The organism is Aequorivita antarctica (assembly GCF_007997155.1).
GTDB lineage: Bacteria > Bacteroidota > Bacteroidia > Flavobacteriales > Flavobacteriaceae > Aequorivita > Aequorivita antarctica.
In genome coordinates, this window is the sequence record NZ_VORT01000001.1 from 479,304 (window position 1) to 499,113 (window position 19,810).

The following is a 19,810-nucleotide window of genomic DNA, read 5'->3' on the forward strand; positions in this document are numbered from 1 at the left end:
TTGTTTTAGTTTATAGGAACTTCTTTCTCAATTTCTTCTGATGGATCCCGTTCCATTTTTCTCAAAAGGTTTGAATCTAAAGGAATTTCAATTGTTGAATCCTTTTCGAGTTCTTTGTCCAGATCCATAGCTTCATCTGGAGAATAGAAATGGCGGAAAAGTTTTAGATAATCATTGAATTTCTTTGCTTCTGCTCTGCCAAAAGTTTCGTCATCATACATCACCACAAGTTGCACCAAACTTCTATAACGCTCCATATCACTAATAATATCTGATGCAATGGTACGCTGTTTGTTAAATTTCAAACTGTTGTAATAGGAAAGATGTTCTTGATACATTTTGGTAACATCGTCATAAACCTTTCGTGCTTTTTCGGGCTTGTCTAGTTCATAATAGCCGATAACATAAGGTTCCAATAGGCTGTAATATTCAAAATACTTCACTGGCATTTTCTCCATTGCAAGGTCAAGCACCTTTTCGGCTTTGTCTTTTTCGTCATTGTTTATTAAAGTTTCAGCAAGACGGGCAAGATTACTTCTGTAAGTGATTCCGTTTCTTCGGGTTTCAGTATCGTGATATATATCTGGACTACCGCTATTGCCCCAGTCCCATGACATAACGATGTTATACATCTTATCTGCGTCAATTCGACCCATATCAAAAGGACTTCGCTTGTCGACCGGTGTTTTTATTGGAACCAATTTATAAACTACGCCGTCCAATTGCAGATAATCTTTCATCCATAAATAGTCATCATCACCAAAACTTCCGCCACTGAAATAAATGGGGCGTTCCCAATTGTTGTTGGCAATGATATCCAGCATCATCATTCGGTTTTTGTAAATGATATCGCCCTTTAAGTTTACGTCGATATACGGAACGATTTTGTCAGCATCCTTTGGATCCACGATTCCGCTTTTCAAAACGGCTTCTTTGTCAACAGGAATACGAATCACTTTTGAAGGGAAGGTATGCACCTGCTGGCCGCTTGGCAGTTCCATTTGGGTGGCGGGACTGTCATTGGCCACAAAATTCATCCAAGTTTTAATGTCGATAGTGTCCTGAGTGGTTTTTTGATGAATTAAAAAGTCGCGCGAGCCTGATCGATATTTTTCGTGGGATAACTGTGAAGGAATTGGATCGCTGGTAAAGGCTTTCTTCTTCATATCGTCTATATACCAATCCGTTTGGAACAGACTTGTATTTATAATACGCACATCTTGACGGTAGCCTTCAATATTTTGGGCATACCAAAGCGCAAAAGTGTCGTTATCGCCAATGGTGAAAAGTATTGCATTTTTGTCGCAGGAATCTAAATACATTTTGCCCATAGACTGTGCGGTATATCGCCCACTGCGGTCGTGGTCGTCCCAGTTCTGTGTTGCCAATAATATTGGAGCGGCCAAAGCTGAAACAATAAGCACAACCGGAAGTGCGACTTTTGGCTTCACATAATTTTTCATTAGGTCGAAAAGCGCATACACGCCATAGCCTATCCACATCGCGAAAACGTAGAAGCTTCCAACCAAGGCATAGTCACGCTCGCGAGGTTCAAACGGTCGTTCGTTGAGGTATATCTTTAAGGCAAGCCCCATAAACAGGAATAACACCAACAATACCCAAAAGCCTTTTTGGTCGTTCTTAAAGTGAAAAACCAACCCGATAATTCCTAAAATTAAGGGTAGAAAAAAGTAAGTATTCCGTGCTTTATTGGTTTTCATATCGCTCGGCAGATTATCCTGATTGCCCAAGCGGAGCGCGTCAATAAATTTAACACCGCTAATCCAGTTTCCGTGCAAATCTGTGTATTGGCCTTGCACATCATCCTGTTTGCCAGTGAAATTCCACATAAAATAACGCCAGTACATATATCCAAATTGAAACTCGAACATGAATTTCATATTCTGAAAAAAGGAAGGTCTTTTTATGTCGAGATACTGTCCGAAATTCTTTAGAAACTTGTCGTAACCATCTTTATCAACCAAGTCTTGGCTGTATGCTTGTTTGAATTTGTTCACTTCCTCAACAAGTCTGGGTTCACTTAAATATTCACTTTTTATAGAAAAATCCAGACCTCCGGTAAATTCCATATAGTTAGAACTATGCTCTGTGCTCCACATTCTTGGAAAGAAACCTTTTTGTGAATCTTCAGTGTTTTGGCTGGCGTTTTTGAAGTTGTTTACAATCACATACTTGCCTGTGGCCTCATCCTTTTCATAGTTTGGCTTGTCATCCTTGTAAGGGTTGTCCTCATCTAAGCCAACATAACTTTCGGTAAAAAGAGGGCCGTAAAAAAGATGTGTTTCAGGATATTGTTCACGATTGTAATAGGCTAAAAGTTCGCGGGCGTTGTTCGGGTTATTTTCATTGATTACAGTACCAGCATTTGCACGAATAGGGAGCATCAGCCAACTTGAAAACCCTATGAATATAAAAAGCACGCACAGCAACAGCGTATTCAATTGAGCAAATCCTTTTTTTCTGGTGAAACGCAATCCAAATATAAAAATAACAATAAATAATAGTGCCGCAAAAATGGTCCCAGAGTTAAATGGAAGCCCAATACTGTTTACAAAAAACAATTCTGAACCACTGAAAAACTTCATCGTCCAAGGCAGTAAAAGTTTAAAGATCAAAAGAAGAATAGCAACGGTAACAATATTGGCAATTATGAAATTTTTTACAGTAATTGTTTTATAATGTTTGAAGAAATAAAGAAACCCGATGGCAGGAATAGTAAGTAACGCCATAAAGTGAACTCCAAATGAAAGCCCGATAATAAAGGCGATAAGTATTACCCATCGATTACCGCGCGGCTCAAGCATTTCACGTTCCCAGCGCAGGGCAGTATAAAACAATACAGACATCAAAAATGTGGCACTTGCATACACTTCCGCCTCTACAGCGTTGAACCAAAAACTATCGGTAAACGCAAAAGCCAATGAACCCACTGCAGCACTTCCTATTATAGCAATAGCATTAGTTTTTTCAATTTCTTGATGTTTTGAAACCACATTTGTGAGCAATATGGTAAGCGACCAAAACATAAATAGAATAGTAAATGCACTAGCAAAAACCGACATTAGGTTAATGGTAAGTGCAATGTAGGAGGCATCTGGCGCGAAAATGGAGAAAAACGCTCCCAAAAGTTGAAATAATGGCGCTCCTGGCGGATGGCCAACTTCGAGGTTACTGGAAGTGGCAATATATTCACCTGCATCCCAGAAGCTTACCGTTGGTTCTACGGTTAGCCAGTAAGTAATAAGGGCAATCGCAAAGACGAGCCAGCCAGTGATTTTGTTCCATTTTGTAAAGTTGAAAGAACCCATAAGTACATATAAATTTGAATGGGACGAATTTACTAATAATATACATAGCCCCAAGTATGTAAATGGGGTAACGTATAACCTGGTACGATATTTTTAACTAATTGATAGATTTGCCAAAAAAACGAGAACTAATTTTTTGCGACAAAATGTTTGCAAAAGACAAACTTTGTATTAAATTTGCACCTCCTTAACTAAAAAATATTTTTTGTTTAGGAGAGCGAAAGCTCAATTTTTTTTTTGGAATTGGCCCATGGTGTAACTGGCAACACGTCTGTTTTTGGTACAGAAGAGTCTAGGTTCGAGCCCTAGTGGGCCAACAAAATAAAACCTCAATCTTGAAAAAGGTTGAGGTTTTTTTATTTTCTGATCTTTTTTAAAATAATCAAAAAGACTTGTAGGCTCGCTTGACCGTGGGTGACATATGCATAACCCAATTTTGAAAAAGATTGGGTAATTTTTTTTAATCGTTTTTTATAATGTTATAGAACCATTTGATTTTCAGTATTTAATAAATAGCTCTCTTCTAAATTATATAAAACCGGTTCTATGTTATAATAGAATAGGTTTTTTTATTTTTTAATTTTCTTATGTTTACCGTTATTAACCACGTAAAAAAATTTTTTGACAATGAAAAAAACAATATTCTCTCTTTTGCTGTTGACAGCAACATTCTTTAGTTATGGACAAAAAGAACTTTCATCGGATTACAGTTATGCTGTAAGTGAGCCATACCAAGTTTATGACTCCCCAAAAAAATATTATTTCTCTGACGGAAACCAAATTTTGAGTATCAAACCATGGAAAAAGAGTGTGGTGTTACAAAAATTTGATGTGGGGACGCTCAATTTAATTTCAGCCAAAGAATATGAAGACTTTCCCGATAATTATGTTGTTGAGGGCATGAAGCAATTGCAGGATAAATATTATCTTTTTTATTCATCTTGGAGTGGCAAACAAACCGAGCACGAACAACTTTTCTACAGAGAAATAAATTTTGGGACAGGTGAATTTATGGGAGAAGCGGTGAAGTTAATAGATATTGACGGTAGATTAGCCGGTACTTTTGCCTCGACCGCCGGAGTTTCTGTACCTTTTGCATTTGGGTTTGGTGTTACCGATAAATTTGATTTCTTAACATCATTGGACGAATCAAAAATTCTTGTTCAATACAGAAGAAAGCCAGAGGTTAAAAATGACAAAGAAAGTTATGATATCATTGGCACAGAGGTTTTTGATAAATCATTGAACAAGCTTTGGTCAAATGAATACACCATGCCATACACAGAGAGAAGAATGGATGTGGAGGATTTGGCCGTTGATTCAGGAGGTAATGGATATATATTAGCTAAAGTTTTTCATGATGATAGTAATAAAGACAAGAAAAAACGAAAGGATGAAGAAGCCAATTATCACATGGAACTGTTCAGACTTTCAAAAGGTTCTTCTGAAATAGAAAAAACCAAAATTGATCTGGGAGATAAATTTATAAATGGAATTTCTCTTTTCGAATCCTATGAAGGATATATGATTTGTTCCGGGTTTTATACAAACGGTCTTAACAATGAATTGCACAATGCAGATGGTCTTTACACCTTTAAAATTACGAAGGAAGGAAAATTGGTTGATGAAAAATCATATGAAATTCCTTTGGAGGTTTTGAATCAATATGTTAAAAACAGAACTAAAAAACGAAACGAACGCAAAGATGAGGATGGAAAAGCAGAATTTGAGCACATGAAGTTACGAAATCTTGTAATTAGTGATGACGGTAGTTTATTATTGATTGGCGAACAAACATTTTTAGTTGTTCATCGTACTCCAAAAAGAACTTACGTAACCTATCATAACAATGATATTTTGGTTTCAAAAATAGATGCCTCCGGAAACTTGGCTTGGATGCGAAAAATACCGAAACGACAAATAGGCCAACCAAAGATGGGAGAGGTTTATGATACTAGTAAAACATATAAAGGAGGAATGTCATACTCTTATTTTAATGCAAACGGAAATCACTATATTGTGTTTTTGGATAATGTTAAAAACATCGATTTAGAATTGGATCAAATTCCAGCATTGCATAGTGATGGCAATGGAGGTTACCTTACTTCCTATAAAATAAATGATAGTACTGGGTCATTTTCTAAGGGGTCAATATTAGACACAAGAGAAGTGACAGACAAAATGGAAGTTTATCAATTCAGCAATAACAGAATTGTAAAAACGGCTGAAGACCAATTTGTTTTAGAAGTTTATAAAAAACAAAAAGAAGATGTACTTATTAAAGTTGACATTAAGTAAATCCTAAATATCCTTTTGCGTTTAACAAAACAACCATCTTTAATTAGGTGGTTGTTTTTTCAAACAATTGATAAGAAGCATTAAAGTATTGTTAGTTAGCAACTTCATTTTCCATATCAATAACCTTCGCAACCGTCTTTACAAGACGGTTGTGGTTTTTTACAAAGGGATTGGAGTTATCCCAAACATAACCTGCAAGTACTGCGCAAATCTGTTCTTTTATCACAGGGTTTTCGGGACGATGGAAAAATATTTTTTGAAGATTGCCAGTGTACCATTCACTAACGTAGGTTCTAAAAACATCCACGCCTTTCATAATATATTTTGTGTAATCTTCTTGCCAATCAACCTTTTCGCCATTCAACTCTTTAGTTATTAATTTGGCGGCTTTCAAGCCAGATTCAGTAGCGAAGGTAACCCCCGATGAAAATACAGGGTCCAAAAACTCGGCGCTATTCCCAGTAAGCGCATAGCCTTTTCCGTAAAGTTGTTTTACGGCTTTGGAATAATTTTTAATAATGTGTGGTTCAAAAAGAAATTCCTGATTTTTCAATCTATCATAATAATAGTCAGAAATTTTCAGCATATCTTTTAGTTTTTCAGCATTAGTGCCTTTAAAAGATTCAATAAATTCTGTTGGCCCAACAAATCCAATGCTCGTGTTTCCGTTAGAAAAAGGAATCACCCAAAGCCATACTTCGTCTTTTACTACATCAAAAGTAATGAGGGTTCCTTCAACACCTGCGGGGCGTTCGGTTTCCTTTACGTGGGTATAGATAGCTGAGTTAGGGTTTAGTGTAGAGGGTTTTTCCAAATCCAGTAAACGTGGTAGAACTCGCCCATAACCACTGCTGTCAATAATGAATTTTGCTTTTATGTTGTATTCGTTTCCTTCTTCGGTTTTAATTGTTGTTGTGGAATTTCCGTTTTCATCAAATTCCACCGAAGTAACTTCATGCCCAAAGGAAACATCAACGCCTTTTTTCACGATTTCTTTGGCGAGTGTATGGTCAAAATCGGCTCGTGGAACCTGCCAGGTGTAATCCCACCCGGGAGTGTGTTTTTTTCCAAAGTCGAAATTACAAACAATGTCATTTTTCAAAAATCGCGCCCCAGCTTTAATTTCAAATTTCTGCTCCACCAAACAATCTAAAAGCCCTGTTTCCTCAAAGTGATCCATACAGCGAGGCAAAAGGCTTTCACCAATTACAAAACGAGGAAACTTACTTTTTTCAACCACTTTGGAGCTTATTCCGTTGTTCTTTAAGTAGGAAGCAGCAACGCAGCCAGAGGGGCCTGCACCAATAATTAACACATCAACAGTAATATCATTCATATTATTAAGATATAGATTGTTAAAAAATTCTAAATTTGCAATCTAAAGTTACCAAATTATTTTAGACTGAAATTTAATAAAACATTTGATTCAACTATAAATGCCAACATTAAAAGGAAAACTGGAAATAACCGATTTTGATAAAATAATCTTCAAAAACGAATCTGTCCAACTTCACAAAGATATAATAGAAAGAGTTCAAAACAGTTTTGACTTTCTAAAAGAATTTTCTGAAAACAAAATTATTTATGGTGTGAATACGGGTTTCGGCCCGATGGCGCAGTACAAGATAAAGGATGATGAACGCATCCAGTTACAGTACAACCTTATCCGTAGCCACGCTTCGGGAACCGGTAATCCTATTACATCACAATACGTTCGGGCAGCGATGCTTGCACGTTTAAACACACTGAGCCTTGGGAACAGTGGCGTTCACCCTTCCGTTATTAAACTGATGGGCGAATTGCTTAATAAAAACATCATTCCGCTTATCTATGAGCATGGTGGCGTAGGTGCCAGTGGCGATTTGGTGCAGCTTGCACATTTGGCTTTGGTTTTGATAGGCGAAGGCGAAGTTTTCTACAAAGGCGAATTAAGAAATACGGAAGAAGTTTTCAAACTTGAGAATCTACAACCCATAAAAGTGGAACTTCGTGAAGGATTGGCCTTGATGAATGGAACTTCAGTAATGACTGGAATTGGTTTGGTAAATGTGCTAAACACAAACCGAATTATGCAGTGGATGATTAAAGCGTCTTCGGCCATAAACGAAATTGTTAAAGCGTACGATGACCACCTTTCTTTTGAACTGAATCAAACCAAAAAGCACAAGGGCCAGCGCCAAATTGCCGAAATGATGCGAACTCATTTAAAGGACAGCAATCTAACTCGCAAACGCGAACATCATTTATATAATGGTTCAATTAACGAGGAAGTTTTTGTTGAGAAAGTCCAGGAATATTACTCTTTGCGTTGTGTGCCCCAAATTTTGGGGCCCGTGCTAGATACACTCAATTCGGTTGAAAAGATATTGATTGAGGAAGTGAATTCAGCCAACGACAATCCAATTGTTGATGTTGAAAAACAAAACGTATATCACGGTGGAAACTTCCACGGCGATTATGTTTCCTTGGAAATGGACAAGCTGAAAATAGTGGTTGCAAAAATGACAATGCTTGCCGAGCGACAATTGAATTATCTGCTCAATTCAAAATTGAATGATATTCTTCCTCCGTTTGTAAACTTGGGCAAACTTGGGCTAAACTTTGGAATGCAGGGCGTGCAGTTTACTGCCACTTCCACAACTGCCGAAAGCCAAATGTTAAGCAACCCAATGTACATTCACAGCATTCCAAACAACAACGACAATCAAGATATCGTGAGTATGGGTACAAATGCAGCACTGATCACCAAAAAAGTGATTGAAAACGCTTTTGAAGTGATTGCAATTGAGCTTATAACAATCATTCAAGCCATTGAATATCTAAAAGTTCAAGATCAGGTTTCTTCCGAAACCAAAAAAATGTATAATGAAATCCGCGCTATTGTACCCGTTTTTAAAGAAGATGTGGTGATGTATCCTTATGTGAACCAGGTGAAAGAATTTTTGATGGATTCCTCAAAATAACTTCGGAATAATTTTGTAAATTGTTCGTCTCTCCTCAACTAACTCAAAAAGATAACATTATGAAAACAATTTTTTCCTTCGCGCTTATTCTCTTGTTGGGAATAAACGCTGTTTCCACACAGGAACTGGCTTTGGTTCGCGACAATGATTTGTTCGGTTACATCAACAAATCTGGTGAGTATGCCATTCAACCACAATTTGAAAAGGCAGCTAGCTTTTCAGGCAAGTATGCCGCAGTAATGAAAGACAAAAAATGGGGCTTCATTAATACTTCTGGCGAATGGGTTATTCAGCCAGAATATGATCGTGTAAAAGAATTTAATTCTGGTTACGCTGTGGTAGCACAGAATGACCAATGGAGATATATTAACGCCAAGGGCGAAACGCTGAATACTCCTGCTGATGATAAAATTTACGATTTTGACAACGGCGTAGCGATTCTCCGTATTGGTGAAAAAATTGGTTTGATAGATACCAGCGGAAAAACCATATTGGATCCGAAATATGATGAAATAAAAGGTTTCAATAACGGGTATGCAAAATTCAAAAATGGTGAAACTTGGGGCCTTCTAAGTAAAAAAGGTGAGGTGTTTATTCCTGCAGATTATAATGAAATTGGTGATTTCAGTAAAAACGGAATTTGGGCCAGAAAAGGTGAAAGTTTTGGCGTGTTGATTAATGGAGCTTTTACCCCGATTAGTGGTGTAGATAAAATTTGGGATTTCACAAATGATTCTCCGTTAACCTATGCCCGAAGTAACAAAAAAGTGGGGTTTATCAATGGAAAAGGCGAATGGATCATTCAGCCTGCGTATGATAAAGCACGTGCTTTTAATGCTGGTTTTGCACCTGTATATGATGGAAAAAAATGGGGTTATATCAATGAGAAAGGTGAGAAATTAGGTGATTTTGCGTATGCCGATGCCGAAGTTTTTTCTGACACTGGTTTGGCTCCCGTAAAAGAGAAAAAGCTTTGGGGTTTTATTGACAAATCTGGCAAACTTGTAATCCCAATGGAATATGATATTTCAATAGGAATGCTCGGCTTTTTGCAAAGCGGATCCGAAAAAGGGTTTCAAAACGGCCTTGCCCGTGTAAAGAAAAACAAAGAATGGGGCTTTATTAATGAAAGCGGTCAAGTAGTTGGCAAATGGCATCAAAATGCCGAGGCTTTTGTGGATACTTCGAAGTAGGTAGCTGAATAATGAAAACATAAAAAAGAGAAAAGACAATTTTGAGTCTTTACGACTCTGTGTGAATAAATTAAATGGAAGAAAAAAAAACAAAACAGAAATACGCATTAGTAACAGGAGGTTCCCGAGGCATTGGCCGTGCAGTTTGTATTCAATTGGCAAAAGACTTGGATTACAACCTTCTTATAAATTATAACGGCAACAAAGAGGCTGCCCGGCAAACTCTAAAAGAAGTTGAGGCTCTTGGTGCTAAAGGTGAAATAATCCAGTTTGACGTTACAAACTCCGATGCAGTTAATAAGGCATTTGACGTATGGCACGAAACCAATAAAGATGCTATCATTGAAGTTATTATAAACAATGCCGGAATTACCAAAGATGGCCTGTTTATGTGGATGAAACCAGAGGATTGGCACAGCGTAATAAATACCAGCTTGAATGGTTTTTACAATGTTACCAATGCGTTGATTCAAAAATTATTGGTCAACAAATATGGACGGATTATAAATATGGTTTCAGTTTCAGGCTTAAAGGGAACTCCAGGACAGGTAAATTATTCCGCAGCAAAAGGAGCTGTTATTGGTGCCACAAAAGCGTTAGCGCAAGAAGTTGCAAAACGAAATATAACAGTAAACGCAGTAGCTCCAGGTTTTATAAAAAGTGATATGACTGCTGAACTTGATGAAAAAGAACTTAAAAAAATGATTCCAGCCAATCGTTTCGGCGAAGCTGAAGAAGTGGCACATGTGGTTAGCTTTTTGGCATCACCAAAAGCTTCTTATATTACGGGGGAGGTTATTAATATTAATGGGGGGATTTATTCATAAAACGAAGGAGAAGTGAGAAGAGTAGTAATAACCGGAATGGGTATTTACTCCTGCATCGGCAAAAACCTGCAGGAAGTGAAAGAGTCGTTATACAACGGTAAGTCTGGCATTATCTGTGACGGAAAACGAAAGGATTTCGGCTATAGATCATGTTTAACAGGTTGGGTGGAAGAACCCAATTTGAAAGAACAGCTTTCTCGTAGAGAACGGGTAAGTATGGGCGAAGAAGGAGCCTATGCCTATGCAGCCACTATAGAAGCTTTGAAAAACGCCAAAATAGATCAACAATTCCTCGATGAAAATGAAGTGGGAATTCTTTATGGAAACGATAGCACCGCAAAATCGGTCATTGAATCAGTTGATAAAATTCGCGAGAAAAAAGATACAACCTTAGTAGGTTCGGGCGCTATTTTTAAGGCGATGAACTCCTCGGTAACAATGAACCTTTCCACAATTTTTAAGTTGAGAGGAATAAATTTTACAATTAGTGCAGCCTGTGCCAGTGGCTCACATTCCATCGGGATGGCTTATTTCCTGATAAAAAATGGATTGCAGGATTGTATCATTTCTGGCGGCGCACAAGAAATTAACGAACTAGCAATGGGCAGTTTTGACGGTCTCGGCGTTTTTTCTACCCAAATGGATCCCACAAAAGCAAGTCGCCCTTTTGATAAAGATCGCGATGGTTTGGTACCAAGTGGCGGAGCCGCTACTTTAGTTATTGAAAGCTATGAAAGTGCCGTGAAGCGTGGCGCGCCAATTCTGGGTGAAATTATTGGCTATGGTTTTTCTTCCAATGGAGACCATATTTCAACTCCAAACGTTGATGGGCCCGCTCGGGCCATGAAAATGGCTTTGGAGCAAGCAAATATTAAAGCTTCAGAAATTGATTACGTAAACGCCCATGCAACTTCAACACCCGTTGGAGATACAAACGAAGCTCTTGCTATTACCGAAGTCTTTGGTGAAAACGGACCTTATGTGAGTTCCACAAAATCTATGACCGGTCACGAATGTTGGATGGCTGGCGCAAGCGAAGTAATTTATTCAATGCTGATGATGGAACATTCCTTTATCGCGCCAAATATTAATCTGGAAACGCCAGATGAGGCAGCTTCCAAATTAAACCTTGTTAACAAAACGTTAAATAGAAAAATTGATGTATTTTTGTCCAATTCTTTCGGTTTTGGGGGAACCAATTCCGCATTAATTATTAAAAAGTGCACACATTAAAAATGACTAAAGAAATTATAGTTGAGAAGATAAACTACTTTCTGGTAGATGAGTTTGAGGTAGAGACTGAAGACATTGAGCCAAAGGCCAATTTAAAGGAAACTTTAGAATTGGACAGTTTGGATTTTGTGGATTTGGTAGTTGCCATTGAGGCCAACTTTGGCGTAAAATTGACAGGTGAGGATTTCCTTAATGTTATTACGCTTCAAGATTTTTACGACCTGATTGAAACAAAAATCAGCTGAAATTTGCAATAACTGTTTATGGCGGGCGAGTGGGAAGGCAAAAGCAAAGGAACCGTATTAGGGTATAAAATCTTTATATTTTTTATTCAAAAATTAGGGGTTCGCGCCGCTTACATACTGCTTTACTTTGTCGCATTTTATTATGTTTTCTTTGCAGGTAAAAGTACCCGTTCCATTTATTACTATTTCCGTAAAAGACTGAAATATTCCTTACTGAAGAGTCTTTCCAGTATTTTTAAGAGTTATTATATATTTGGAAAAACCATTATTGATAAGGCCGCAATCTCCTCTGGTCTAAAAGATAGATTTACCCATGAATGTGATGGTGTTGAGAACATAATAAATCTTCTAGACCAACAACAAGGCGGCATTATGATTAGTGCCCATGTGGGCAATTTTGAAATAGCCGAATTCTTTTTTGAAGAAATTGACACACGTTCACAAATAAGTCTTGTAACCACGGATGCTGAACACGAAAACATTAAGGAATATATGGAAAAAGTAACCATACGTTCCAAGGTTAAGTTTATATTGGTGAAGGAAGATATGTCGCATATTTTTGAAATCAACAACGCATTGGGCAACGGCGAATTAGTCTGCTTTACCGGAGATAGATATATGAAAGGCCAAAAGGTGTTGACTGAAACGCTTATGGGAAAAGAGGCAAATTTTCCCGCGGGTCCATTTTTATTGGCCAGCAGGTTAAACGTTCCTGTATTATTCGTTTATGTAATGAAGGAAACCAACAAGCATTACCATCTTTATTCTCGTAGGGCTGAAGTGAAAAATCGTGATGCACAGGGCCTGTTAAAAAAATATACCGAAAGTGTGGAATGGATGCTGAAAAAATATCCATTGCAATGGTTCAACTATTATGATTTTTGGGAAACGGATGATTAAGAAATGAAAGAAGTATTAATAATTTATTATTCACAAACCGGGCAACTTTTTGATATTCTAAGGAATATAGCTTCAACTATTTCGGGTGAAAATGTAAATATTTCCTATTGCGAAATCGTTCCAAAGAATAAATTTCCTTTTCCTTGGACACAGCAAGAATTTTACGGCGCTTTCCCTGAAACTTTCCTTCAAATTCCAGCTCCACTGGAAGCGATTCCTTCAGAGATTCTTCAAAAAAAATACGATTTGGTTATTTTGGGTTATACCACTTGGTATTTAACTCCTTCCATTCCGGTCAATTCCTTTTTAAAGTCTGCGGAAGCAAAATCCTTGCTTGGCAAGACGCCAGTTATCACTGTTTCTGCCAGCAGGAATATGTGGATTATGGCACAGGAAAAAGTGAAAAAATTGTTGGTTGCAAACAATGCAAAACTCGTTGGGAACATTGCTCTGACGGATCGAAACCTTAACCATATAAGTGTTATCACAATCGTGCATTGGCTTATGGGAGGTAAGAAAACCAAAATGTTGGGCATCTTTCCAAAGCCAGGTGTTTCAGACAACGATATTGAAGCAGCATCCCGTTTTGGAGTTCCCATCCAAAAAGCTTTGTATCAAAACGAATATTCAGATCTTCAGAAAAACCTTTTGGATGTTGGCGCCGTAAAAGTAGACCCTTCACTCATCGCTACAGATATTCGTGGAAATATTGTTTTTACCAAATGGGCCAATCATTTAATAAAAAAAGAAGGCCAAGAAAGAGAGAAATGGCTCGTATATTTTAAATATTATTTGTTATTTGCAATATGGCTTATTGCCCCAATAGTATTTATTGTATTTTTGCTCTCTTATCTCCCAATGTACCGTAAAATACAAAGAGACAAAGCTTATTATTCATCTGTTGCATTAAAGCAAGATTAATGAAGAACGTATACATTACAAGGATTGCGAAGTTTTTACCCAACGAGCCTGTTGATAACGAAGGTATGGAAGAAAAACTTGGGATCATCAACGGAAAGACCTCAAAAGCTCGCCGTATAATCCTTCGGAATAACCAAATAAAAACACGTTACTATGCCATTGATAAAGATGGAAATGTAACCCATAATAACGCACAGCTAGCAGCAGAAGCAGTGGAAGCTTTGTGTGATGATACTTTTAATAAAAACCAAATTGAATTGCTGTCCTGCGGCACCTCCAGCCCAGACCAGATTTTACCAAGCCATGCTGCTATGGTTCACGGTTTTTTAAAGAATGGAAACTTGGAAATCAACTCTCCTTCAGGGGCTTGTTGTAGTGGAATGAATGCTTTGAAATATGGCTATATGGCTGTAAAATCTGAACAAACAAACAATGCAGTTTGTACAGGTTCCGAAAGAACTTCTTCGTGGATGCAGTCTGATATTTTTGAAGACGAAGTGGCTCACTTGGTAGAAATTGAAGAACATCCTATACTTGCTTTCAACAAAGAATTTTTGCGTTGGATGCTATCTGACGGTGCTGGTGCTATGCTTTTGGAAAACGAACCAAATGGAGAAACACCTTTGAAAATAGAATGGATGGAAGGTTACAGTTACGCTTTTGAACTTGAAACCTGTATGTACGCAGGTGGTGATAAACTGGAAGATGGTAATCTAAAACCTTGGAGTGAATACCCCGCGGATGTTTGGGGGAAAAAATCACTCTTCGCAATGAAACAAGATGTAAAATTGTTAGGCGAGAACATTCTTCAAAAAGGTGTTGCAAGTATGAAGCTGGCAATGGCGAAGCACAAAATAACTGAAGACGATATAGACTATTACCTTCCACATATTTCTTCCTATTATTTTAAGGAAAATCTTTACAACGAAATTGAACGCCAAGGCCTTCACCTTTCTTGGGACAAATGGTTTTTGAACCTTCAAGAAGTGGGGAATGTTGGTGCCGGCTCTATTTATCTTATGCTAGAGGAATTGGTGCACTCCGGAAAACTTAAAAAAGGGGATAGAATATTTCTTCAAGTACCAGAAAGCGCAAGATTTGCTTATTCCTATGCCTATTTAACGGTTGCTTAAATGAATGTGTTCACCAAAAAAATAACGGATAAAGATTTCATCGGAAAATTGATTCCGCAGAAAGCTCCCTTCGTGATGGTGGACAAATTGCTTCATTTTGAAGAAAAAAAAGTGGTTGCAGGTTTGACCATTTCCGAAGAAAACATTTTTTCGCAAAACAATAAATTCACAGCGCCAGGCTTGATAGAGCATATGGCCCAAACAGTAGCGCTTTATACAGGTTATCAGTTTTTTTTAAAAGAAGAAAAGGCTCCAATAGGATATATTGGTGCCATAAAAAAAGCTGAAATTTTTGAACTTCCCTTAGTGGGAACGGAGCTAAAAACCACCGCGACCATTCTGCACGATATTATGGGCGTTACGCTTGTAGCTATTGAAACCGAATGTGATGGCAAAATAATTGCTGCCAGCGAAATGAAAACCGTATTGGCCAATTAATGAAAAACTCAGATATTTCAAATATTGACGTTTCAAACTTTTTACCACATCGGGAGCCGATGCTCATGGTGACTTCTGTTTTGGAAATTGACGATAATTCGGTCACTACATTGTTTCTTATTTCAAAAGATTGTATTTTTTTGAAGGATGGAAAACTTTCAGAAACTGGGCTTATTGAAAATGCTGCCCAAGCCGCTTCTGCTGTTGTGGGACAAAGTTTTTTTGAAAAGGACGATTTGGAAGGCAAAGGCAATAAACTGGTTGGTTATATAAGCGCTATAAAAAAAGTCGAAATTTTTCAGCTTCCAAATGTTGGCGAAACGATCATCACCAAAGCAAAACTCCTTTCGAGGTTTGATACTGGCGAAGTAACATTGTGCAGCCTTGAGGCCGAAACCTACCTCGATGAAAATTTAATTGTATCTTCTACAATGAATTTTTTAATCCATGAAGTCTGATTATGAAGAAAAAAGAAGTACCGCAGGATAAAAGTAATTTGGAATCAGCCAATTTTAGGGAATTGTGCTATGCCGTTGACGAAAATGGCGAATACACTACCGAAAACAGCAGTGGTTGGGAACCAAAAACAGTAGCTTTAAATAATGCTATCGAGGAAATAAATGAGCGCATCGCGGATGCTAAAGAACGCGTAATTGCAGGTAAAACCAGCCCAATAGAATATTATATGGAACTTCACAAAATGGACATTGGCATTTTGGCGAGTTATGTAGGTTTTTGGCAATGGAAAGTGAAACGTCACTTTAAACCTTCTATTTTTAAAAAATTAAGTGATAATACCTTACATAAATACGCTGAAGCATTTGATATTTCAGTAGAGGAACTTCAGAACATTTCAAAATAATGGAAATAAACTTTGCCCACCACCAATCCGCCCATTGTGAAAATGGAGTGGTTTCGAACCTAATGAAACACAATGGCTTCAGTGTTAGTGAGCCGATGGTTTTTGGTATTGGCAGTGGGTTGTTGTTTTGCTATATCCCATTGTTGAAAGTAAACCACGCACCAGTAATTACCTATCGTGCATTGCCAGGACACATTTTTAAGAAATTTGCCAAACGCACAGGGGTAAAGATGAAGCGCGAAAAATTCAGCAATCCAAAAGAAGCCAAAGCACGTTTGGATGAAAATCTTGAAAAAAATAATCCCGTTGGGTTACAAGTAGGGGTTTATAATCTACTCTATTTTCCGGATGAATACCGCTTTCATTTCAATGCACATAACATGGTGGTTTATGGGAAGAAAGACAATCGCTATTTAATCAGCGATCCCGTGATGGAAGACGTTACTTCCCTTTCTGAAAAAGAATTGGAAAAGGTGCGTTTTGCTAAAGGCGCTTTCGCCCCAAAGGGACATATGTACTATCCCATCGCTTTTCCAGAAAAGTTGGAATTCGAAAAAGCAATTGTACAGGGAATTAAAGATACCTGCAAAGCAATGTTAGCACCAGTTTCTTTTGTTGGAGTAAAAGGAATCCATAAAATAGCCGGCTTAATCCGTAAATGGCCAAAGCAAAAAGGGATTAAAACTGCAAACCATTATTTAGGCCAAGTTGTAAGGATGCAGGAAGAAATAGGAACTGGCGGTGGCGGTTTTCGTTATATTTACGCAGCATTCTTACAAGAATCCGGCAAGCTATTAGAAAATAAAAAGCTTATCGAACTTTCAAAAGAAATGACCGAAATAGGCGATTTGTGGCGTGATTTTGCCCTTGAAGCTTCCCGGATTTATAAAAACCGAAGCGCCCAAACCGACAGTTACAATAAAGTTGCTGACCAATTGGACCATATTGCCGATTTGGAAAAAGTGTTTTTTAAGAAGTTAAAAAAAGCAATATAAAAATGCCTAGTTACTGAGCGAAATCGAAGTATGGCAAGTTTATGGGAAAATGATACAAATAAACCAACTTTCAAAAAAATATAAAGGTGCCGAAGACTTTTCGGTTAAAGAGCTCACTTTGAAAGTTGAAGAAGGTCAAATCTATGGGTTACTCGGCCCGAACGGCGCAGGAAAAACCACGCTGATTTCAATGTTAACTTCTTTGCTAAAACCTACTTCTGGTTCCTTCTCAATAAACGGACTGAATTTTAAAGAGCACAAAAACCAATTAAAACAATTAATGGGGATTGTTCCACAGGAATACGCACTTTATCCAACGCTCACAGCTTACGAAAACTTGTATTACTTCGGAAGTATGTATGGAATTAAAAGTGAAATCCTTAAAAAATCCATTAATGGGCATTTGGATATTATGGGTCTTTCAAAATTCGCCAATAAAAAAACCGCCACTTTTTCTGGCGGAATGAAACGCCGCGTAAACTTGATTGCCGGAATTCTTCACCAACCAAAAGTTTTGTTTTTGGACGAACCCACCGTTGGTGTGGACGTACAGTCCAAAAATGTGATAATCGACCATTTGAAATTGCTGAACCAACAGGGAACAACCATTGTTTACACTTCACACCATTTAAATGAAGCTGAAATTTTCTGTACCCGCGTCGCCATTATCGACCGTGGTGAAATTGTTATAAAAGGCATTCCTTCAGAGTTGATAAAAAATCAAACTGGAGCAAACAGTCTTGAAGATGTATTTTTGGCACAAACTGGTAAAGCCCTTCGCGATTATGCATAAACTTTGGGTTTCAACATATAAAGAAATGCTATTGCTGGTCCGAGATTTGGGGGGAATAGCAATACTTTTTATCATGCCAATATTGTTGTTGATTGTCATCACTTTGGTGCAGGACAGCACTTTTAAGACCATTAGTGATATTAAAATCCCAGTACTATTGGTAGATAACGACAAAGGGGAAGTTTCAAAAAATATTATCGAAAACCTTTCCGAATCCAATTCGTTTGAGATCCTTCAGAAATCTTCCGAAGAACAAGCAAAAGAAGCTGTTTTTTTAGGAAAATATCAGCTTGCCATTGTAATTCCGGAAAATCTTTCAACCTCGCTTCAAAAGAAAGTGGATCAAAACGTGGAAGGAATTTTGTCAAAATTTGGGTTGGAAGAAGATAGTTTAGCTGTTGCCAAAGAAGTAATTCCGCAGAAAGAAGTTCGCCTGTATTTCGATCCCGCAACACAGGTAAGTTTTAAATCTTCAGTGAAGAACGGAATCGAAAAAATGATTTCAAAAATTGAAACACAAAGCATCTACAAAGCCTTTCAAACGGAATTGGGGGATGAGGATGCAGAGCCCATTTTCGAAACCGAAAACTTTATCGCTTTTAAAGAAATTTTACAGACAAAAAATAACGAAGAAATTATCCCGAACTCAGCACAGCACAATGTTCCAGCGTGGACGTTGTTTGCAATTTTCTTCATTATCGTCCCGCTTTCAATCAATTTGGTGAAAGAAAAAAACCAAGGCACTTTCGTGCGTTTACGCACCCAGCCAGTAAATTATGCTACGGTTTTGAGTGGAAAAACCATTGTTTATCTAGGCGTTTGTTTGATTCAATTTACGTTGATGTTGCTTGTTGGAATCTATCTTTTCCCAGCGATGGGACTTCCGGGAATCGACGTTTCAGGGAAATTATTGATGCTATATATTGTTGCGCTGTTTTCAGGTCTTGCCGCAATTGGATTGGGGCTTTTGTTGGGAACAATTGCAAAGACACAGGAACAATCGGCACCATTTGGATCTACTTTGGTTGTAATTTTAGCTGCCCTCGGCGGCGTTTGGGTTCCCGTTTTTGTGATGCCAAAATTTATGCAGATGATATCCAAAATTTCTCCAATGAACTGGGGCCTAGAGGCTTTTTATGATGTTTTTTTAAGAAATGTTGGTTTTGTTAAAATCCTTCCCGAAATTTCGTTATTATTGTTGTTCTTCCTTATTACAATCATAATAGCAATAATCTATAATCGAAGAAAAAATGCCGTCTGACAAAAAGAATGAAATATGCTTCACTTCTGAAATTCGCGTGCGCTTCACGGAAACAGATCCTTTAGGAATAGTCTGGCATGGCAACTACATTCAATATTTTGAGGATGGCCGCGAAGCTTTTGGGCGCGAGCACGGTATTTCCTATTTAGAGCAGAAAGCAAATGGCTTTACTTCACCAATTGTGAAATCTTCCTGTGAACATAAGCTGCCCTTACGCTATGGCGATGTGGCAACTATAAAGACCACATTTATAGATTCGCCGGCGGCAAAAATGATTTTTCGGTATCGAATTTTTGACCCCAAAGGAAGATTGGTCTGTCTGGGTGAAACAATTCAAGTTTTTTTGAATGAGGAAGGAGAGCTTTCATTGACAAAACCTGAGTTTTTCATAAACTGGAAAAAGAAAATGGGATTGTAAA

At 37.8% G+C, this 19,810-nt stretch carries 18 protein-coding genes and 1 tRNA gene; 17 read left to right on the top strand and 2 right to left on the bottom strand.

The annotated features are described in order from the left end of the window. Positions 1-5: 5 nt before the first annotated feature. Positions 6-3,329 carry a glycosyltransferase family 117 protein gene (locus tag ESU54_RS02140; RefSeq protein WP_111842766.1) on the bottom strand — a complete coding sequence of 1,108 codons (3,324 nt, stop codon included), beginning with the start codon at positions 3,327-3,329 and terminating at the stop codon, positions 6-8. A 244-nt stretch (positions 3,330-3,573) separates the two neighbouring features. On the opposite strand from ESU54_RS02140, the gene ESU54_RS02145 reads away from it, so the two are divergent. Then, positions 3,574-3,646 (top strand) — tRNA-Gln (locus tag ESU54_RS02145). A gap of 310 nt (positions 3,647-3,956) precedes the next feature. Continuing rightward, complete coding sequence (locus tag ESU54_RS02150; RefSeq protein ID WP_111842765.1) at positions 3,957-5,627, top strand: hypothetical protein; 1,671 nt, start codon at positions 3,957-3,959, stop codon at positions 5,625-5,627. A gap of 91 nt (positions 5,628-5,718) precedes the next feature. Here the strand turns inward: ESU54_RS02150 and ESU54_RS02155 are convergent, their stop codons facing one another. Beyond that, positions 5,719-6,963 carry an NAD(P)/FAD-dependent oxidoreductase gene (locus ESU54_RS02155; RefSeq protein WP_111842764.1) on the bottom strand — a complete coding sequence of 415 codons (1,245 nt, stop codon included), beginning with the start codon at positions 6,961-6,963 and terminating at the stop codon, positions 5,719-5,721. 100 nt (positions 6,964-7,063) lie between these two features. Here ESU54_RS02155 and ESU54_RS02160 point away from each other — a divergent pair, with 100 nt between their 5' ends. The 15 genes from ESU54_RS02160 (at position 7,064) to ESU54_RS02230 (ending at position 19,809) form a co-directional block, all read left to right on the top strand. Continuing rightward, positions 7,064-8,590 carry an HAL/PAL/TAL family ammonia-lyase gene (locus ESU54_RS02160; RefSeq protein WP_111842763.1) on the top strand — a complete coding sequence of 509 codons (1,527 nt, stop codon included), beginning with the start codon at positions 7,064-7,066 and terminating at the stop codon, positions 8,588-8,590. Positions 8,591-8,649: 59 nt separating this feature from the next. After that, entirely contained in the window at positions 8,650-9,783 is a 1,134-nt protein-coding gene (locus tag ESU54_RS02165; RefSeq protein ID WP_111842762.1) for a WG repeat-containing protein, read from the top strand. Between the two features lie 74 nt (positions 9,784-9,857). After that, on the top strand, positions 9,858-10,610 hold the full coding sequence (gene fabG, locus ESU54_RS02170) for a 3-oxoacyl-ACP reductase FabG (RefSeq protein WP_111842761.1): 753 nt from the start codon (positions 9,858-9,860) through the stop codon (positions 10,608-10,610). Positions 10,611-10,622: 12 nt separating this feature from the next. After that, entirely contained in the window at positions 10,623-11,843 is a 1,221-nt protein-coding gene (locus ESU54_RS02175; protein ID WP_111842760.1) for a beta-ketoacyl-[acyl-carrier-protein] synthase family protein, read from the top strand. A gap of 2 nt (positions 11,844-11,845) precedes the next feature. Next, entirely contained in the window at positions 11,846-12,088 is a 243-nt protein-coding gene (locus ESU54_RS02180; RefSeq protein WP_111842759.1) for an acyl carrier protein, read from the top strand. A gap of 18 nt (positions 12,089-12,106) precedes the next feature. Next, entirely contained in the window at positions 12,107-12,988 is an 882-nt protein-coding gene (locus ESU54_RS02185) for an LpxL/LpxP family acyltransferase (protein ID WP_111842758.1), read from the top strand. 3 nt (positions 12,989-12,991) lie between these two features. Further along, complete coding sequence (locus ESU54_RS02190; RefSeq protein ID WP_111842757.1) at positions 12,992-13,909, top strand: hypothetical protein; 918 nt, start codon at positions 12,992-12,994, stop codon at positions 13,907-13,909. Continuing rightward, complete coding sequence (locus ESU54_RS02195; RefSeq protein ID WP_111842756.1) at positions 13,909-15,042, top strand: beta-ketoacyl-ACP synthase III; 1,134 nt, start codon at positions 13,909-13,911, stop codon at positions 15,040-15,042. The genes ESU54_RS02190 and ESU54_RS02195 overlap by 1 nt, the downstream gene beginning before the upstream one ends. Continuing rightward, a complete protein-coding gene (locus ESU54_RS02200) occupies positions 15,043-15,480 on the top strand; it encodes a hypothetical protein (protein WP_111842755.1) in 438 nt (145 codons plus the stop codon). Then, positions 15,480-15,938: an ABC transporter permease gene (locus tag ESU54_RS02205; RefSeq protein ID WP_111842754.1), complete on the top strand. Its 459-nt coding sequence runs from the start codon at positions 15,480-15,482 to the stop codon at positions 15,936-15,938. The genes ESU54_RS02200 and ESU54_RS02205 overlap by 1 nt, the downstream gene beginning before the upstream one ends. Positions 15,939-15,940: 2 nt before the next feature. Continuing rightward, positions 15,941-16,342, top strand: a complete 402-nt coding sequence (locus ESU54_RS02210) for a hypothetical protein (protein WP_111842753.1) — start codon at positions 15,941-15,943, stop codon at positions 16,340-16,342. After that, on the top strand, positions 16,342-17,337 hold the full coding sequence (locus ESU54_RS02215; RefSeq protein ID WP_111842752.1) for a BtrH N-terminal domain-containing protein: 996 nt from the start codon (positions 16,342-16,344) through the stop codon (positions 17,335-17,337). Before ESU54_RS02210 ends, ESU54_RS02215 begins: the two co-directional genes overlap by 1 nt. A gap of 49 nt (positions 17,338-17,386) precedes the next feature. After that, positions 17,387-18,130: an ABC transporter ATP-binding protein gene (locus ESU54_RS02220; RefSeq protein WP_111842751.1), complete on the top strand. Its 744-nt coding sequence runs from the start codon at positions 17,387-17,389 to the stop codon at positions 18,128-18,130. Further along, on the top strand, positions 18,123-19,391 hold the full coding sequence (locus tag ESU54_RS02225; protein ID WP_111842750.1) for an ABC transporter permease: 1,269 nt from the start codon (positions 18,123-18,125) through the stop codon (positions 19,389-19,391). Before ESU54_RS02220 ends, ESU54_RS02225 begins: the two co-directional genes overlap by 8 nt. Further along, positions 19,381-19,809 (top strand): acyl-CoA thioesterase, encoded by a 429-nt coding sequence (locus ESU54_RS02230; protein WP_111842749.1) that lies wholly within the window; start codon positions 19,381-19,383, stop codon positions 19,807-19,809. Before ESU54_RS02225 ends, ESU54_RS02230 begins: the two co-directional genes overlap by 11 nt. Position 19,810 lies beyond the last annotated feature (1 nt).

Bases quoted from the DNA above. Each gene is read 5' to 3' on its own strand.
- ESU54_RS02185 (WP_111842758.1), top strand. From the start codon at position 12,107: ATGGCGGGCGAGTGGGAAGGCAAAAGCAAAGGAACCGTATTAGGGTAT.
- ESU54_RS02180 (WP_111842759.1), top strand. From the start codon at position 11,846: ATGACTAAAGAAATTATAGTTGAGAAGATAAACTACTTTCTGGTAGAT.
- ESU54_RS02215 (WP_111842752.1), top strand. From the start codon at position 16,342: ATGGAAATAAACTTTGCCCACCACCAATCCGCCCATTGTGAAAATGGA.
- ESU54_RS02230 (WP_111842749.1), top strand. From the start codon at position 19,381: ATGCCGTCTGACAAAAAGAATGAAATATGCTTCACTTCTGAAATTCGC.
- ESU54_RS02220 (WP_111842751.1), top strand. From the start codon at position 17,387: ATGATACAAATAAACCAACTTTCAAAAAAATATAAAGGTGCCGAAGAC.
- ESU54_RS02200 (WP_111842755.1), top strand. From the start codon at position 15,043: ATGAATGTGTTCACCAAAAAAATAACGGATAAAGATTTCATCGGAAAA.
- ESU54_RS02160 (WP_111842763.1), top strand. From the start codon at position 7,064: ATGCCAACATTAAAAGGAAAACTGGAAATAACCGATTTTGATAAAATA.
- ESU54_RS02165 (WP_111842762.1), top strand. From the start codon at position 8,650: ATGAAAACAATTTTTTCCTTCGCGCTTATTCTCTTGTTGGGAATAAAC.
- ESU54_RS02140 (WP_111842766.1), bottom strand. From the start codon at position 3,329: ATGGGTTCTTTCAACTTTACAAAATGGAACAAAATCACTGGCTGGCTC.
- ESU54_RS02195 (WP_111842756.1), top strand. From the start codon at position 13,909: ATGAAGAACGTATACATTACAAGGATTGCGAAGTTTTTACCCAACGAG.
- ESU54_RS02150 (WP_111842765.1), top strand. From the start codon at position 3,957: ATGAAAAAAACAATATTCTCTCTTTTGCTGTTGACAGCAACATTCTTT.
- ESU54_RS02155 (WP_111842764.1), bottom strand. From the start codon at position 6,963: ATGAATGATATTACTGTTGATGTGTTAATTATTGGTGCAGGCCCCTCT.
- ESU54_RS02210 (WP_111842753.1), top strand. From the start codon at position 15,941: ATGAAGAAAAAAGAAGTACCGCAGGATAAAAGTAATTTGGAATCAGCC.
- ESU54_RS02190 (WP_111842757.1), top strand. From the start codon at position 12,992: ATGAAAGAAGTATTAATAATTTATTATTCACAAACCGGGCAACTTTTT.
- fabG (WP_111842761.1), top strand. From the start codon at position 9,858: ATGGAAGAAAAAAAAACAAAACAGAAATACGCATTAGTAACAGGAGGT.
- ESU54_RS02225 (WP_111842750.1), top strand. From the start codon at position 18,123: ATGCATAAACTTTGGGTTTCAACATATAAAGAAATGCTATTGCTGGTC.
- ESU54_RS02205 (WP_111842754.1), top strand. From the start codon at position 15,480: ATGAAAAACTCAGATATTTCAAATATTGACGTTTCAAACTTTTTACCA.